Genomic DNA, 16010 nt, shown 5'->3' on the forward strand with positions numbered 1-16010 from the left:
TTGGCCACACCCCAACTATTGTTAAACAGGTTCATCACGTTTTTGACATCCAGGCTAAGCTGTAGCTTATGCTTGTCCTTGCCTGTATTGACAACAAAATCGTGTTTGTAGCTAAAGTCGATACGATGCACCCAAGGTGAGTAAACGCTATAGGCTTCAGCATACTTTCCTTGCTGGTTTTTCAAATAACTGTTGGCATGCACATAGTCCATAAAACGGGTTTGGTCATCGGGGGAAACAAAGCGGAATTGGTTCTTTGCGACTTCATCGTCAGTAGGTACGTAAATTGCATCGTAATTGTAACCGTCGCCATTGATATCGTTAACCATCATGTAGGAATAGTTTGCCCCACCGCGCCATCCTTCATAGATCAGGCTATAGTGATTACCGCTCTTATCGTGGGTAGTCAACGAAGCCACGAGACGATCGGGAGTGTTGTATTGGGAATTGTGTAGCTTGATGTGGTTGGGACCTTCTACTGTTGGAACATATGTAAATGCAGATTCAGCGTTCGATCCGGGCATACCGGTTACGTCTTTAGCAACCATGTGCGTATAGGCAGCCATCAGACTGAGCGATTCTGTTGGTTGCGCGTTGAGGGTGATATTGGTCGACCAGCCATAACCCCGACTGGTGTTTTCCAGCACAAATGCCTTCGTACCGGTACGATAACCATCGGGATAAATCGGGCGATTGTCCACGCCGTTGAAACGGGCAAAACCACCTACCGATGGAATGCTCCAGTCGGAAATAGAAACACCGTTGATGGTTTTGTTGAAGATTCCTTCTACCGTCACAGAAGACGGGAACGGTGTGGGGAATGCATAGTCAACAGCAAGCGAGGTTTTCCATACTTGTGGCATTTTGAAATCCGGATCTACAGCCGCAATAGCGGAAGGAACTGTCCCGTCTTCGGGTGAAATGGTTGTAGGATAACCCAATGAAGCCAATTTGTTATAAAGGGCAGAGATGGTCGCTTTTCCATTGGCATCTGTCACAAGGCCGCCGGCAAACTGCGTCATGTCAATATATTTATTCCCTTTATCGTCCTCCGTAAACTTACCTTTGTAACCATCAAAGACCTTGGTAGCAGCATTTATTTGTGCCTGATACTGCACCATTCCACCATTGGTAGGCATATTGGTGAAGAATACAAGAGGCAGGTTTCCAGAGAAGAGACCGGTACCTCCTCGCACCTTCAGGTTCCTATCGCCAAATGTGTCCCAAACAAAACCCACACGCGGAGAGAGGATAACACTTGCAGAAGGCCATTTACCGGTGTCGATATGACGGCCGGAATAATCAATATCGTAGATCGCCTTGTTCGTCATCAGGTCGTTGTTGTTGAAGAAAAGTCCATCGATACGAAGTCCGTATGACAGTTTTAGTTTTCCGCTCACACTCCAATCGTCTTGAGCATACAGGCCAATTTTATTACTTCTTACACGAGCGGCAGGATTGCTCTCTCCATCGTAGCCATACGTAAGGTTTACAATTTCAGGCACCCCTCCGTTTAAGAAGTCGTCGAGGCTCGTGTAGCGATAATATCCGGTACCGTTACGCATATAAGCATTGTCAGCCATCTTATACTCGTAGGCGATACCACCTATGATCTTGTGATTCCCCAGATAATAGGTCAACTCATCTTTAATGTTCAATACATTGTTGTGCACACCGTTGTTCCAGGTAAACAACTCATATCCCAGAGACATATAGGCTTGTTCATCTTTCAAAATATCGATGAAAGGGAATTCTGCTGAATTGGTTCCACGAAGATCGTCAAGCTTTGAGAATGTGGCCAGAAACTGGTTAGAAAGGTTGTCGGACAAGCGGCTATTCAAGTCGAAAGAGAAAGAATGAACCAGGTTGTCCATTGAATACATCGAGTTGGCAAATGCCATGGAGGCTTTAGACATTCGGGCCTCCGACACACGGGTACCCCCGTCCATGGAGGTTGCATTGGGTGATATCCACGAAAGGTTCTTCGTATAGTTGTAACGCAAAGCCAGACGATGCTGGTTGGTGATATTCCAATCCAAACGAGCCAACAGCTTGGTGTTGCTTTCGTCGGCGGGGAAGCTGGTGTAGGAACCCGTTTCGTATCCATATTCACTTCGCACGAAATCAGAAACTCTTTTCAGGTCGCTTTCTGTTGTGCGGGAGATATAGCTGTCCGGAACGGCAACACCATTTGTGGATGCTCTCCAACGATTAGCGATGGTGGGTGTTTTGGCCATCTCACCGTTTACGAAGAAGAACAGTTTATTTTTGATAATAGGGCCACCAATGGTAAACCCATAAGTGGTATTACGGTCTTTTTCACGGGCTCCCTGAATCTGCTGCCCCTTCACCGCATCACCGCGCATGTTTTCATTCCTATGATAGGTGTACGCGCTGGCTCTGAAGGTGTTTGTACCCGATTTAGTAATGGCGTTTACACCGCCCCCGATAAAGTTGGTTTGACGAACATCGTATGGAGCGATAACAACCTGCAATTCTTCAATCGCTTCAAGAGAGATAGGATTACCTCCACCAGGAAGCCGGTCACTCAGACCGAAGTTATTATTGAAATTAGCTCCATCAACCGTAAAGTTGGCCGTACGACCATCGGTGCCGGCAAAGCTCATTCCATTTCCTCCATAAGGTGAAAGGCGGGTAACGTCCATGATACTACGGCTTACAGTAGGTAAATTAGCGATCTGGTCATTGGTAATGTTGGTCACTGCCCCCGTTTTCTCTGTGGAGAATTTGGTGCGAAGTGCCGTAACCACAATCTCATCCAACGAAGTGGCTTCTTCTGAGAGCACCACATTCAATACATAGTTCTCACCCAGGCTCAACGTAATGTTGTTGGTTGTACTTGTACCATACCCGATGTAAGAAACTTCTACGGTATAAGGTCCGCCTACGCGCATACCGTTTAGGTTAAAGCGGCCTTCCAAGTTGGTTACCGTACCATAAGTTGTTCCTGAAGATTGGTGTGTGGCAATCACCGTTGCACCGATAACAGCCCCCTCAGCATCGGTAACACGTCCACTCATACTGGAAGTTGTTACCTGCGCATTCAATACAGTAGCCAGCAGCAATGAAAAGATTACTGCTATCGACCTCACTCTTTTTACCATAAATTCAATGTTTAAGTTATACGTTGTGAATAATAGAATGAATTTCCAGACAAAAGTAGTATAAATTTATCTAATAATTGTTACCTTTTTGTTGCGATTTTCATCTTCTTCATGCAGTCAATAAAACTGATTCTCACGTTTTTAATTCAAATTATCATTAATTAGACCGGAAAGAAATCAAATTGCAACAATCTGCACGGTTTAAACTATTTTTTACACAAATAAAAGCGTATAACTTACTCATTTCCATTTTCAGTTATACGCTTTTTCTATTTGCAATTAAAAAATCGCTCAGAAGATAGGAGATTTGGTTACATCATTCCACCCATACCGCCACCGCCCATCGGCATCTGCGGAGCAGGGTTCTCTTCTTTCTTATCTGTAATCACACACTCTGTGGTGAGGAACATACCGGCAATGGAAGCGGCATTTTCCAATGCTACGCGGGTAACCTTGGCAGGATCAATCACGCCTGTTTCATACAGGTTCTCATACTGATCACTGCGAGCATTGTAGCCGAAATCTGCTTTTCCTTCCCGCACTTTCTGCACCACAACAGCACCTTCTTTACCAGCGTTGGCCACTATCTGGCGTAGAGGCTCCTCGATAGCACGCTTAACAATTTCAATACCGGTGGTTTCGTCTTCGTTTTCACCCTTCATACCATCAATGACATCGATAGCGCGGATGTAGGCGACGCCTCCTCCGGGAACAGTACCTTCCTCCACGGCAGCACGGGTAGCGGAGAGTGCATCCTGCACACGGTCTTTCTTTTCTTTCATCTCTACCTCCGAGGCTGCCCCCACGTAGAGTACTGCCACACCACCGGCAAGCTTGGCAAGACGCTCCTGCAGCTTTTCGCGATCGTAGTCGGAGGTTGTCTTCTCAATTTGTGCACGGATCTGACCAATGCGGCTTTCAATGGCAGCCTTTTCGCCTACACCATTCACAATCGTGGTGGTATCCTTATCAATGGTCACCTTCTCGGCGCTACCCAGCATCTCGAGAGTGGCATTCTCCAGCGTAAGTCCTTTTTCTTCCGAAACAACCACACCGCCTGTGAGGATGGCAATGTCCTCCAGCATTTCTTTTCTGCGATCTCCAAAGCCGGGAGCTTTTACGGCAGCGATCTTCAACGACCCGCGTAAACGATTCACTACCAATGTAGTCAATGCTTCAGAGTCGATATCCTCCGCGATGATCAACAGAGGCTTTCCGGTCTGTATGCCTTTTTCAAGAATAGGCAGCAGATCTTTGATGGCAGAGATCTTCTTATCGTGAATCAGAATCAGCGGATTCTCAAAATCCACCTCCATGGCTTCCGTATCCGTTACAAAGTAGGGAGAGATATATCCGCGGTCGAACTGCATTCCTTCCACCACGTCTACGTAGGTGTCGGTACCCTTCGACTCCTCCACGGTGATAACCCCTTCTTTGCTTACCTTCTGCATGGCTTCTGCAATCAGCTTGCCAATGGTTTCGTCTCCGTTGGAAGAGATCTTGGCCACGTTTTCAATCTTCTTAAGGTCGTCTCCTACCTCCACGGCTTGTTCTTTCAGGCTTTCAACCACCTTTTCAACCGCCTTGTCGATACCCCGTTTCAGATCCATCGGATTGGCACCGGCTGTTACGTTTTTCAATCCCACACCAATAATTGACTGAGCCAGAACAGTAGCCGTAGTGGTTCCGTCACCCGCATCATCGTTTGTTTTTGCAGCTACCTCCTTCACCAGCTGAGCTCCCATATTCTGGAAGGAATCTTCTAATTCTATCTCTTTTGCAACAGTTACACCGTCTTTGGTAATTTGAGGAGCGCCATATTTTTTATCAATAATCACATTGCGACCTTTTGGACCCAATGTTACCTTCACGGCATCTGCCAATTCGTCCACGCCTTTTTTCAATAGGTCGCGGGCATCCATGTTAAATTTAATTTCCTTAGCCATTTTATTTTGTTTTTAATTGTTTGTAAAAGCAAGATTGATTGAGTTACATTGATCTGTATGATCAGGAAAGAATTGCCAGGATGTCAGACTGACGCATGATCAGGTGTTGTACGCCCTCTATCTCAATTTCAGTTCCGGCATACTTACCATACAATACCTTGTCGCCCTCTTTCACGACCATTTCCTCATCTTTCGTACCTTTACCTACAGCAATAACTTCGCCTTTCAAAGGTTTTTCTTTTGCTGTGTCTGGAATGATAATTCCGCTTACTGTTTTTTCTTCTGCAGCAGCCGGTTTTACCAGCACTCTGTCTGCCAATGGTTTAATGTTCATATTCCTTAAGTTGATGTTAATATAATAGATATTATTGATCTAATTGACATAAGCTGAAATGCGAATTCTGTGCCAAATTTAATTATGAGCCTGTTTCAATCTGAAATAAAAAAATCTGCCGATGAATCTGTCAGCTTTTCTGACATAATTTCAGTTTTTAGATATTTCTCCAGCCACTGATCCTGCTCCCATAAAAGATGAAGCACATTTTCCCGCGCTGCGTACCCGTGACTTTCCAGTGGCAGAATCACCAGTCGCGCTGGCGCACCAAAGCTTTTCAGTGCCTGAAAATAACGTTCACTCTGCAGGGTATGAGTTCCGGAATTATTATCGGCTTCACCATGAATGAGTAGCAAAGGTGTTTTCATTTTGTCGGCATGCATAAAAGGCGACATGCTGTTGTACACCTCCGGTGCGTCCCAATAACTTCGTTCCTCGCTCTGAAAACCGAAAGGGGTGAGCGTGCGGTTATAGGCCCCGCTTCGGGCTATTCCGGCAGCAAAAAGATCGGAATGAGTCAGCAAGTTGGCTGTCATGAAAGCTCCGTAGGAATGTCCGCCAACAGCCACACGCCTCCTGTCTATATATCCCAGTGCGTCTACTGCATCTATGGCTGCCTTGGCATTGGCCACCAACTGAGCTACAAACGTGTCGTTCGGCTGCTCCTCCCCTTCGCCTACGATGGGAAAAGAAGCATCGTCGAGTACTGCATATCCTCGTGTCACCCAGTAAATGGGATTTCCGTAAGAGAGGTAAGTAAAGGTATTGGGATTGGCCGCACTTTGCCCGGCACTTTTTTTATCCTTGTATTCGGTGGGGTAAGCCCACATTATCAACGGTAATTTCTCCTTCTTCTCCCTGTCATAACCGACAGGCAGATACAATGTCCCGGTAAGCGCCACACCATCTGGCCTGTTGTAGTTGATAACCTCTTTGTGAATCCCTTCAATACTTTTAAACGGATTCCCGAACGAAGTAAGCGGAATATCGGCAACTTTTCCTTTGATGTTCCGGATATAGTAATTAGGGTATTCAGTGGGTGACTCGATGCGAGTGATCAATGTGCCCGCTTTGCTGTCGACAAACGAAATCAAATCTTCGGCCTTACTTGTGACAGAGGATTGATAAATCCGGTTCTTTTCCAGAGTTTTCAGATTGAGAGCGTCAACAAATGGAAATTGACCTCGAGAAGTATAGCCCTCACCAAAAAGGTAGGCAGTGTGTCCGTCTATCTTCAATACATAAGCGCCCCACTCATTTTTTTCTACCTGAAGTGTGCCGGGATCACTGTATATATCCTGATAGTTTCTGTCGGTAATGATGCGGGGAAGCCTCTTTGGATCAGAGGGATCGAACAGGTACATCTTGCTGTTACGGGTATTCCACCACCTGTCAATTACCACTGCGTACCGGTCGTCTCCCCACCTGATAGCGGCAAAACGGTTGTTCATCTTCATCACCGAAAATGGACTATCCGTGAAAGGAGCGTCAAGCTGAAACAACTCGTCGCGGTAAGACACCTTCACCTCCGGATCGCCCTTGTCCAGCGCCTCCACCCAGGCGAGGGTTGCCGGTTTGTCGGCACGCCAGTGGATGCTTCTTTTGCCTTCAAAGGTAGCCATAAATCCCACGGGGAGCTTGTCGAGCAGCGGCTGCCGGCTGAACCTCATCAAAAACTGGCCATCGGCAGTGTATATATCTGTTTCGTTGGGAAAGCTGTAGTAAGGAACCTCATAAGAAAAGGGATGTGAAAGCGTGGTCAGCAACAGGTGCGTTCCATCGGGTGAAAACGTTTCGCTTACATACATACCTGCTTCCTTCCAGACCAACTTTGTTCCGTCAATCCCCACTTTGTATAATTCTGAGGTCATGAGGTTTTCGAAATTTGCTTCGTCCAACGGACTTTTCAGCAGGTCCTGGTAGGTACGATTTTGTGAGACCTGCCCGTCGCTGATCGACACAACAGGCCCTGCGGGGAGTGCTGATTTTTTATCGGAGAGCGGCGCCCGACCCTGAGGTATCACCCTCACCAGCAGGCTCTTGCTGTCAGGGAACCAGGTATAGGGAATACCGGCGTTGGCATTTAACACAGAATTTGTTAATTTCACAGCTGTCAATGTTTCCAGATCAGCAATCCACAACTCAACCCCATTGCGTACCGTGTGAGTAAATGCAATCTTTGTCTCGTCGGGAGAAAAAGAGATATAAGCAATACGTGCCTGTTCCGGCAGCCCCCCGATACAATGTATCTCCCGCTCCGTGATTTTCTGGTAGCGGATATCGTGATAATAAGTCAGCGTACTTGAGATGTTGGCGTCGGGATTAATTCGCAGTCCCCCAAGGCGCAATTCCGGCTGATTCAGGTCGGGAAGAGTCTTAAAGGTACTTCTGTAATAAAACAACATCTGTTCTTTTTTACTGTCCATCTCCACCACGGGGGGTCTGTCTATATCCACCAACTCCAGGATCTCTGGCGGTGGAGTCTGATATACTATTTTCTCTTGTGCTTGCAATAACGCAGTCATTATTAAAAAAAGGGTGAATAAACGGGCCTTCATACGATGATAATAATAATAATATTATTATTCCAAAGATACCCTGTATGATCTTTTGGTTGGGCGATTATCATGTCCGTTTCAACTCCAGAGATTTTAAATCTTGTGAAAAATGGTCGCCGACGCCTGCGCTGCAGGCATCACGACCATATCGTTGATATTTACATGAGGAGGGCGGGAAACAATAAACCAGATACAGTCTGCAATATCGGCAGCCACAAGACTCTCATACCCTTCGTACACTTTATCGGCCCGTGACTTATCTCCATGAAAACGAACAAGAGAGAACTCCGTCTCTACTGCGCCCGGACAAATTTGGGAGACTTTGATGCTATGGGGCAGCATGTCCATGCGCATTCCTTTGGTAAGTGCATCCACGGCGTGCTTGGTAGCACAATAAACATTTCCGTTGGGATAGACCTCTTTTCCGGCAATGGAGCCTACATTGATTATGTGTCCGGAATTGCGTTCAATCATTCCGGGAGCAACAGTTCGTGTAACATAAAGCAAACCTTTCACGTTGGTGTCAATCATGCGCTCCCAGTCGTCCATATCGCCATCCTGTATCGCGCCAAGGCCTGCTGCCAGTCCTGCATTGTTCACAAGCACATCAATCTTTTTCCACCCTTCGGGCAGCTCTCCGAGCACCTTTTCCACGTCGGCCTTCTTTCGCACATCGAAGCAAAGCGCGAGCACTTGAACATTTTCTGCTTCCAGTTCGTTTTTTAAAGAAAGCAAACGGTCTTCACGACGGCCTGTGATGATAAGATTCATTCCTTTTTCTCCAAGCTTATGAGCTGTAGCACGACCAATACCGGAAGTGGCTCCTGTAATTAATGCTATTTTAGGCATAGTTTTTCGCACGGGTTTATGGGATTAATAAAATTCAAATTTACGCCAAATAATTCTTTATGCACTGTTTTATCTAAAAAAAAGTGTATTTTTACACAATCAAAGCGAACTATAACAACTAACTATGGAAGCTATGGAAGAAAGTTTCGTTACTGTAAAAACATTCACTTTTCCTGCCGATGTGACCATTGTACAAACTTTCATGGAAATGAGGGGAATAGAGACATTTATGAAGAATCTTACGGCCAACAGGTTGTCGTATTCACTCGGAGAGATCGAGATGCAGGTAAGGTCATCTGATTTTGAAGAGGCAAAAGCTGCACTTATCGAGGGCGGATTTGCAAAGCCGGAGGATTTTCAGTTTCTTTGATGATAACTTATAATTTTGCAGGTAGCAGAGCGAAATGATAAAACAGCCCGGGAAAGAAAATAAAATTATTCAGTACAAGTACATCCTGATCGGACTAATCATCCTGTTGGGACTGATCATCTTCAGATACACACGCCCTTACATGAGTGGTTTTCTGGGTGCGGCAACCCTCTACGTGATTGTGAACGGCCAACAAAAATTTCTAACCCAAAAGCTCAACTTAAAAAAATCACTGAGTGCCTTGCTAATTGTGCTTGAAGTACTCTTTTTCATACTTATTCCGCTCACAGGACTGGCTTTTCTGGTCATTGACACATTTTCCGGCATCACCATTGATCCGGAAGCTATTCTTGCCAAGGTAAACGACTTTGTAGACTCGCTCGAAGAGAGACTGGGCTTCAACATCTTCACACCCGAAAACCTGGCCGCCATTCCAAGAGCAGGTACCAACATCCTTCAGGCATTGGGAAGCAGCGTTTACTCCTTTGCCATCAATGTGATTGTGATTCTCTTCGTATTATACTACATGCTTTTCAGCAACGATGAGTTTGAGAAATCCATCCGGGAGATATTGCCTTTTAAGGAAGAAAACAAACAGATAGTGGCCGAAGAGACACGACTGATTATTCAGGCCAACGCCATCGGTATACCCCTTATGGCAATTATACAGGGTGTTTTTGCATACATGGGATACCTGCTTTTCGGAGTGGAGAGTGCGCTCCTCTACGCAATACTCACAGCTTTCTCTACCATTCTTCCGCTGGTGGGCACCACCATTGTATGGACGCCTATTGGCATCGGACTACTGCTGAGCGGCGATTATGTAAATGGTATCGGACTGTTGTTATATGGCTTTTTCATCATTGGCGGTGTCGACAACGTAGCACGTTTTCTGTTGCAAAAAAAACTGGCCGACATCCATCCTCTCATCACCGTGTTTGGCGTGCTCATCGGAATTCCCATGTTCGGGTTCTGGGGCGTTATTTTCGGCCCCCTGCTACTCTCCCTGTTTATTCTCTTTTTCAACATGTACCGGCACGAGTATGTCCGCGGCTCCAAAGCACAACCACGGGTAACTACACGCTACAAGACACGCAAAGTGAAAATTCCCGGCTACGATCCGGCCCAATTGAAAACTAAAATTAAAAATGAGACTGATGCCTCTGAGAAAGAATAAACTGCTGCTTCTGTTCCTTTTGTGTGCGGTTTTATTTCTGGCATGGAACTGTCGTTCGGGACAACATCAAGATAACAGGGAAGACGAAGCCAAACCCCTATCATCTGTGGTTATACAGTACGCAAAAGGTTTTAAAATTGACCACTTCGCCCATTATACGAGGGTGATCTTGCACAACCCCTGGAGCAACACCAATGAACCCTATGCCGTTTATTACCTCTACAGAGACAGTTCAACGCTACTGCCGACGAATGGCACAAAGTTGAAAATACCTCTGAGCTCACTCACAGTCAATACTTTCTCCTACCTTGCGTTTCTTGATTTGTTGGATGAACAGGGTGCGATTACCGGCGTAACAGATGGATTTCGAATCTATCATCCCGGCATCCTGCAGAAGCTGAGAACGGGTGAAATTACTGACCTGGGCGACCCTTTTCATCCCAACGTGGAAAAGACCCTGGCCTTAAAGCCGCAAGCAGTCATCAGCTCTGCTTATGCACAACGGGACAACTACAGCGAACGGCTTATCGATGCGGGATTTCCAATCATCTATTCCCTGGAGTGGATGGAAAACTCTCCCCTTGCCCGTGCGGAGTGGATTAAGATGATCGCCGCCTTTTTCGATAAGGAGGCAACGGCCGACAGCATCTTCACCGAAATAGAACATCGCTATCTTCAACTACAGGAAAAAATTAAAAACGTATCAACGCAGTACACAGTGATGACTGGCGATAATTTCCAGGGAACGTGGTACGTACCGGGCGGAAAGAGCTTTAATGCGATTCTTTTCCGGGATGCTCAACTCGATTATCTCTTCAAAAACAATCGGGAAAGCGGCAGTATCGGACTGGATATTGAATCGGTACTAACCCGGTTCGGCAAGGCTGACTACTGGTTTGGTTGCGAAGCCGACACCTATGCTGAGCTGGCAGATAAAGATGCTAAATACCTGTTGCTGGAATCGGTCAAAAAAAGACAGGTCTTTAACAATCACAACCGGGTTACCCCCTCGGGTGGAAACGATTATTTCGAAAGTGCCGTTGCCAACCCCGACCTGCTTCTGTCGGACCTCGTGAAAGCGGCCTATCCGGAGATATTACCCCATTATTCGTTCACCTACATTAAGCCTCTGGAAGAGCTGTCTGCCCGTGAAAAATAAAACTGTCATATTTATCCTGTTGATTATTTTGCTTTTGGTGGCATTTATCGGCGATCTATTTACCGGCAATGCCCCCATTTCCCCGGGAGAGGCGTGGGTCGCTCTCTTCGGCACTTCAGGCGATACCATCATCGATGAGATCATCCGGAACTACCGGCTACCAAAAGCCATCACGGCCGTTATCGCCGGCAGTGCTCTTTCCCTGTCGGGCTTGTTGATGCAAACACTCTTTCGCAATCCCCTTGCCGGTCCCGACGTACTAGGCGTAAGCGCAGGAGCCGGCCTGGGAGTAGCACTGCTTACCATGCTCAGCGGAACGGCAGTCTACCCATTCATCGCAGCCATGGGCAGCATGGCGCAGATTGTTGCCGCCATTGCCGGTGCAGCTGCAGTATTGATACTGATTCTGGGCGTATCGGCAAGAATCAAAGACTCCATCACCATCCTGGTACTGGGAATGATCTTTGGATACGTTGCAAGTGCACTCGTTACCATTTTACAGAGTTTCTCCGACCCTGATTCATTAAAGGTGTTTGTCACATGGACTTTCGGCAGCCTCGGCGGTGTCACCTGGAATAAAATGCCCCTGCTGCTGATGCTTGTGTCCGTCGGCATCATGCTTGCCTGCTTTCTTCAAAAAACGCTCAACAGCCTGCTGCTTGGTGAAAATTATGCCATGAGTACTGGGTTAAATATCAAACGGGCACGGGTGTTTATCATTGCTATTGCTGCCATCATCACCGGCGCCGTCACAGCATTCACTGGTCCCATTGCGTTCGTAGGGGTCGTCATCCCTCATTTTGCCCGTGCCTTTTTCGGAACCGTAAATCACAAAACGATTCTTCCTGCGACCCTCCTGTTGGGAAGTATCCTCCTGCTTACGTGCGATATTGTTTCACAAATCCCTGTCGCCGGCAGAACCTTGCCAATCAATGCCGTCACGGCTGTCTTCGGTGCGCCCATGATCGTATGGATTGTATTGAAAAGAAAAAAATTATAGTTCGCGACAGCGAGAAAATGCTCGACACAGACAACACAAACTCCCCCCTCTCCTTCAGTAACGAAAACGTTCTTTTTTGAACAAAAATACATTTCCAATTGTCTAACATAGGGTAGAACGAATGAATCAGATAGGACTTGGCACTGTTTTTGCACCTACAGAAAGTAGACATTCCAATTGCCGACGCTAAAAAATATAAAATAGTGGTTATATGGATGTTACAAACAGCCCACCGGATACCGGGTGAAATAAGATAATTGGGGTCGTTTAAAAAATAAAAAGTTTATATTTGTAGTCAATAACAGAGCAAAAGAAGAAGGAAAAAAGATAATGGACAATAACTTTTCTCAGCGAATAAGAGACATAATGGCATACAGCCGTGAAGAAGCTGGACGGCTTCAGAACAACTACATCGGGCCGGAGCACCTCATGCTCGGCATCCTCCGCGATGGAGAGGGGCTGGCTATACAGGTACTACAGGATTTTGATATCGATTTGCATATCTTAAAGGATTATATCGACTCCCACGTTCGTTCCATCCAGGAACCCTACGACGGAACAAGTGAACTTGTGATCAATAAAAATACAGAAAAAGCGTTAAAGATGAGTATTCTCGAAGCACGCCTCACAAAAAGCAAGGAGACCGATTCAGAGCACGTCCTGCTTGCACTTCTAAAAGAAAAAAGTACCCTGATATACGATATTCTCACACAGTTTCAGCTTGATTATTCAAGTGCTTTCCTGTATATTAAGAGTATCCTTGACAACCGATCCGAAGGAAAAAATGAAGAAGCCAACAGCGGTGCACAATCGCCGTCTGCGGGCGCCAACTTTACGGACGACGACGACGAGGATATGAACGACAAGTCATCCTTTAACCCTGGGGGCGGCCAGGGTACATCTTCCCAGACTAAGGGCGGCGGATCCGATACTCCCGTACTCGACAATTTCGGGACAGATATCACGCGCGCTGCACTGGAAAACCGGCTCGATCCGGTGGTGGGACGTGAAAAAGAGATTGAGCGAATCGCACAGATCCTCAGCCGTCGCAAGAAAAACAACCCCGTGCTCATAGGTGATCCCGGCGTAGGTAAATCTGCGATTGTGGACGGGCTGGCACTTCGCATCACTCAGAAAAAAGTATCGCGGGCACTGTTCGACAAGCGAGTGATCGCACTCGACATGGCATCAATTGTGGCCGGGACCAAGTACCGCGGTCAATTTGAGGAACGCATCAAAGCGATCCTGAACGAGCTGTCTAAAAACCCAAACATCATCCTCTTTATCGACGAAATCCATACCATCGTAGGTGCGGGGGGTGCTGCCGGATCACTCGATGCGGCCAACATGCTGAAGCCGGCACTGGCTCGTGGCGAGATCCAATGTATCGGTGCCACCACGCTGGATGAGTACCGAAAAAACATCGAGAAAGACGGTGCACTGGAACGTCGTTTCCAAAAGGTGATCGTCGACCCTACCACACCGGAGGAGACACTACAGATCCTGCGCAACATAAAGGAGCGTTACGAGGATCACCACAATGTGCGTTATACAGACGAGGCATTGCAGGCATGTGTGAAGCTGACGGACCGATATGTGTCGGACCGCACCTTTCCCGACAAGGCCATCGACGCCCTCGATGAAGCCGGGGCAAGGGTACACATCTCCAACATTGTGATTCCGGAGACCATCGAACACCTGGAGGCGGAATTGAAAGAGGTGGAAAAACAGAAAACCGACGCCGTAAAGGCGCAAAAATATGAGCTGGCCGCCAGTTACCGCGACAAACAACGGCAGCTGCTGCTGGCACTCGAAGCCGAAGAAGAGCGCTGGCAGAAGGAGATCAAGGAGAAGCCGGAGATGGTGGACGAAGAGAAAATAGCCGAAGTGGTGGCCATGATCTCGGGAGTACCGGTACAGCGTATTGCACAGGCTGAAGGACAGCGGCTGCTTGAGATGCGGGAAGTGCTAAAAAGCAAGGTGATTGGCCAGGACGAGGCAGTAAACAAAATCGTGAAAGCCATCCAACGCAACCGCGTGGGACTGAAGGATCCAAACAAACCCATCGGCACCTTCATGTTTCTTGGGCCAACGGGCGTTGGAAAAACGCACCTTGCCAAGAAGCTGGCAGAGTTCCTGTTCGACTCACATGAAAATCTTATCCGGATTGACATGAGCGAGTACATGGAAAAATTTAACGTATCGCGTCTTGTGGGAGCACCTCCGGGCTATGTGGGGTACGAAGAGGGTGGACAACTGACCGAGAAAGTACGACGCCGCCCCTACTCCGTGGTATTGCTCGACGAGGTGGAAAAAGCACATCCCGATGTTTTCAATATCCTCCTTCAGATCATGGACGAAGGGCATGTGACGGACAGCCTGGGACGGAAGATCGACTTTAAAAACACCATCCTGATCATGACCTCCAACATCGGGACAAGGCAGTTAAAAGATTTTGGACGGGGCATAGGTTTCAATACCGGCAACGATGTGAGCGATGCCGAATATTCGCGCAGCGTGATCCAGAAGGCACTGAACAAAGCCTTTGCGCCCGAGTTTCTAAACAGGGTGGACGACATTGTGATGTTCGACCAGCTCAGCAAAGAGTCGATCTACAAGATCATCGATCTGGAACTGGCAGGTCTTTACAAGCGTATTGGCGACCTGGGCTTCAAGGTAAACCTTACAGAGCCTGCAAAAGAATTCATTGCCAACAAGGGGTATGATGTGCAGTTTGGTGCACGACCGCTCAAACGAGCCATCCAGAAATACATTGAAGACGAGATGGCCGAACTCATCATCCGTACCGGCATGAAGGAGGGCGATACGGTGCTGGTCGATTTTGACAATGAGAAACAACAGATTGTGATGAATGTGCTACATGGAGATCAACAAAATGGCAAAAAAGAAAATGAAAATTGAGGTATGGACCGACATCATGTGCCCATACTGCTATATAGGCAAAATACATTATGAAAAAGCACTTCAGCAGTTCGATCATGCCGATGAAGTGGAGCTCGTATGGAAGGCTTTCCAGCTTAATCCCAACCTGCCCGATAAAGGAAACGGATACCCCGTCAGGGAGTATTTAACCCAAACGGCCGGGTACCCGGAAGAGAATATCGACCGTATGTTTGACGGTGTGAAACACCTTGCCGGGGAAGTGGGTGTGACATTTAATCTTCCCAACGCTATTGCTGCGAATACGCGTGATGCCCACCGGCTAATTAAACTGGCTGCAAAGAAAGGGCTGGATACGGTTGTACTGGGGAAACTGTCGAAAGCCTATTTCGAAGAGGCAAAAGACTACAGCGACTGGGAGTTGCTCGTATCAATAGGCACAGAGGCCGGATTGGAAGAAAATGAAATCCGCGGGATGCTCAAGAGCGACGACTATCTGTATGAGATTAAACAGGACATGCAGGAGGCTGCCAACCTCGGCTTCGACACCGTCCCTACTTTCCTGATGGACAGAAGGCAGGCCATTGTTGG

11 protein-coding genes are annotated in these 16010 nt (G+C 47.2%); 6 read left to right on the forward strand and 5 right to left on the reverse strand.

The annotated features are described in order from the left end of the window. The 5 genes from B3Z75_RS09715 to B3Z75_RS09735 all read right to left on the reverse strand — a co-directional run. Nucleotides 1–3125: TonB-dependent receptor (locus tag B3Z75_RS09715; RefSeq protein ID WP_294070894.1), on the reverse strand; the 3125-nt coding region annotated here is incomplete at its 3' end. Nucleotides 3126–3436: 311 nt separating this feature from the next. Continuing rightward, nucleotides 3437–5071, reverse strand: a complete 1635-nt coding sequence (groL, locus tag B3Z75_RS09720) for a chaperonin GroEL (protein WP_294070897.1) — start codon at nt 5069–5071, stop codon at nt 3437–3439. A 61-nt stretch (nt 5072–5132) separates the two neighbouring features. After that, on the reverse strand, nt 5133–5405 hold the full coding sequence (locus B3Z75_RS09725) for a co-chaperone GroES (RefSeq protein WP_294070900.1): 273 nt from the start codon (nt 5403–5405) through the stop codon (nt 5133–5135). Nucleotides 5406–5500: 95 nt separating this feature from the next. Further along, nucleotides 5501–7963: a S9 family peptidase gene (locus tag B3Z75_RS09730; RefSeq protein WP_294070903.1), complete on the reverse strand. Its 2463-nt coding sequence runs from the start codon at nt 7961–7963 to the stop codon at nt 5501–5503. Between the two features lie 93 nt (nt 7964–8056). Further along, nucleotides 8057–8812 carry an SDR family oxidoreductase gene (locus B3Z75_RS09735; protein ID WP_294070906.1) on the reverse strand — a complete coding sequence of 252 codons (756 nt, stop codon included), beginning with the start codon at nt 8810–8812 and terminating at the stop codon, nt 8057–8059. A 133-nt stretch (nt 8813–8945) separates the two neighbouring features. On the opposite strand from B3Z75_RS09735, the gene B3Z75_RS09740 reads away from it, so the two are divergent. From B3Z75_RS09740 to B3Z75_RS09765, 6 genes are all read left to right on the forward strand, one after another. Further along, nucleotides 8946–9182: a DUF2007 domain-containing protein gene (locus tag B3Z75_RS09740; protein ID WP_294070909.1), complete on the forward strand. Its 237-nt coding sequence runs from the start codon at nt 8946–8948 to the stop codon at nt 9180–9182. Nucleotides 9183–9216: 34 nt separating this feature from the next. Further along, entirely contained in the window at nt 9217–10359 is a 1143-nt protein-coding gene (locus B3Z75_RS09745; RefSeq protein WP_294070912.1) for an AI-2E family transporter, read from the forward strand. Then, complete coding sequence (locus B3Z75_RS09750; protein WP_294070915.1) at nt 10331–11518, forward strand: ABC transporter substrate-binding protein; 1188 nt, start codon at nt 10331–10333, stop codon at nt 11516–11518. The genes B3Z75_RS09745 and B3Z75_RS09750 overlap by 29 nt, the downstream gene beginning before the upstream one ends. Beyond that, nucleotides 11508–12518 (forward strand): FecCD family ABC transporter permease, encoded by a 1011-nt coding sequence (locus B3Z75_RS09755; protein ID WP_294070918.1) that lies wholly within the window; start codon nt 11508–11510, stop codon nt 12516–12518. Before B3Z75_RS09750 ends, B3Z75_RS09755 begins: the two co-directional genes overlap by 11 nt. 330 nt (nt 12519–12848) lie before the next feature. Further along, entirely contained in the window at nt 12849–15440 is a 2592-nt protein-coding gene (locus B3Z75_RS09760) for an ATP-dependent Clp protease ATP-binding subunit (protein WP_294070921.1), read from the forward strand. Next, the coding region (locus tag B3Z75_RS09765; RefSeq protein ID WP_294070924.1) for a DsbA family oxidoreductase at nt 15415–16010 on the forward strand (596 nt) is incomplete at its 3' end. The genes B3Z75_RS09760 and B3Z75_RS09765, both read left to right, overlap by 26 nt.

This window comes from Proteiniphilum sp. UBA1028 (assembly GCF_002316955.1).
GTDB lineage: Bacteria > Bacteroidota > Bacteroidia > Bacteroidales > Dysgonomonadaceae > Proteiniphilum.

What these genes read in the sequence shown, in the direction of transcription:
- groL (WP_294070897.1), bottom strand. Translation starts at nt 5,071, where the DNA reads ATGGCTAAGGAAATTAAATTTAACATGGATGCCCGCGACCTATTGAAA.
- B3Z75_RS09725 (WP_294070900.1), bottom strand. Translation starts at nt 5,405, where the DNA reads ATGAACATTAAACCATTGGCAGACAGAGTGCTGGTAAAACCGGCTGCT.
- B3Z75_RS09730 (WP_294070903.1), bottom strand. Translation starts at nt 7,963, where the DNA reads ATGAAGGCCCGTTTATTCACCCTTTTTTTAATAATGACTGCGTTATTG.
- B3Z75_RS09735 (WP_294070906.1), bottom strand. Translation starts at nt 8,812, where the DNA reads ATGCCTAAAATAGCATTAATTACAGGAGCCACTTCCGGTATTGGTCGT.
- B3Z75_RS09740 (WP_294070909.1), top strand. Translation starts at nt 8,946, where the DNA reads ATGGAAGAAAGTTTCGTTACTGTAAAAACATTCACTTTTCCTGCCGAT.
- B3Z75_RS09745 (WP_294070912.1), top strand. Translation starts at nt 9,217, where the DNA reads ATGATAAAACAGCCCGGGAAAGAAAATAAAATTATTCAGTACAAGTAC.
- B3Z75_RS09750 (WP_294070915.1), top strand. Translation starts at nt 10,331, where the DNA reads ATGAGACTGATGCCTCTGAGAAAGAATAAACTGCTGCTTCTGTTCCTT.
- B3Z75_RS09760 (WP_294070921.1), top strand. Translation starts at nt 12,849, where the DNA reads ATGGACAATAACTTTTCTCAGCGAATAAGAGACATAATGGCATACAGC.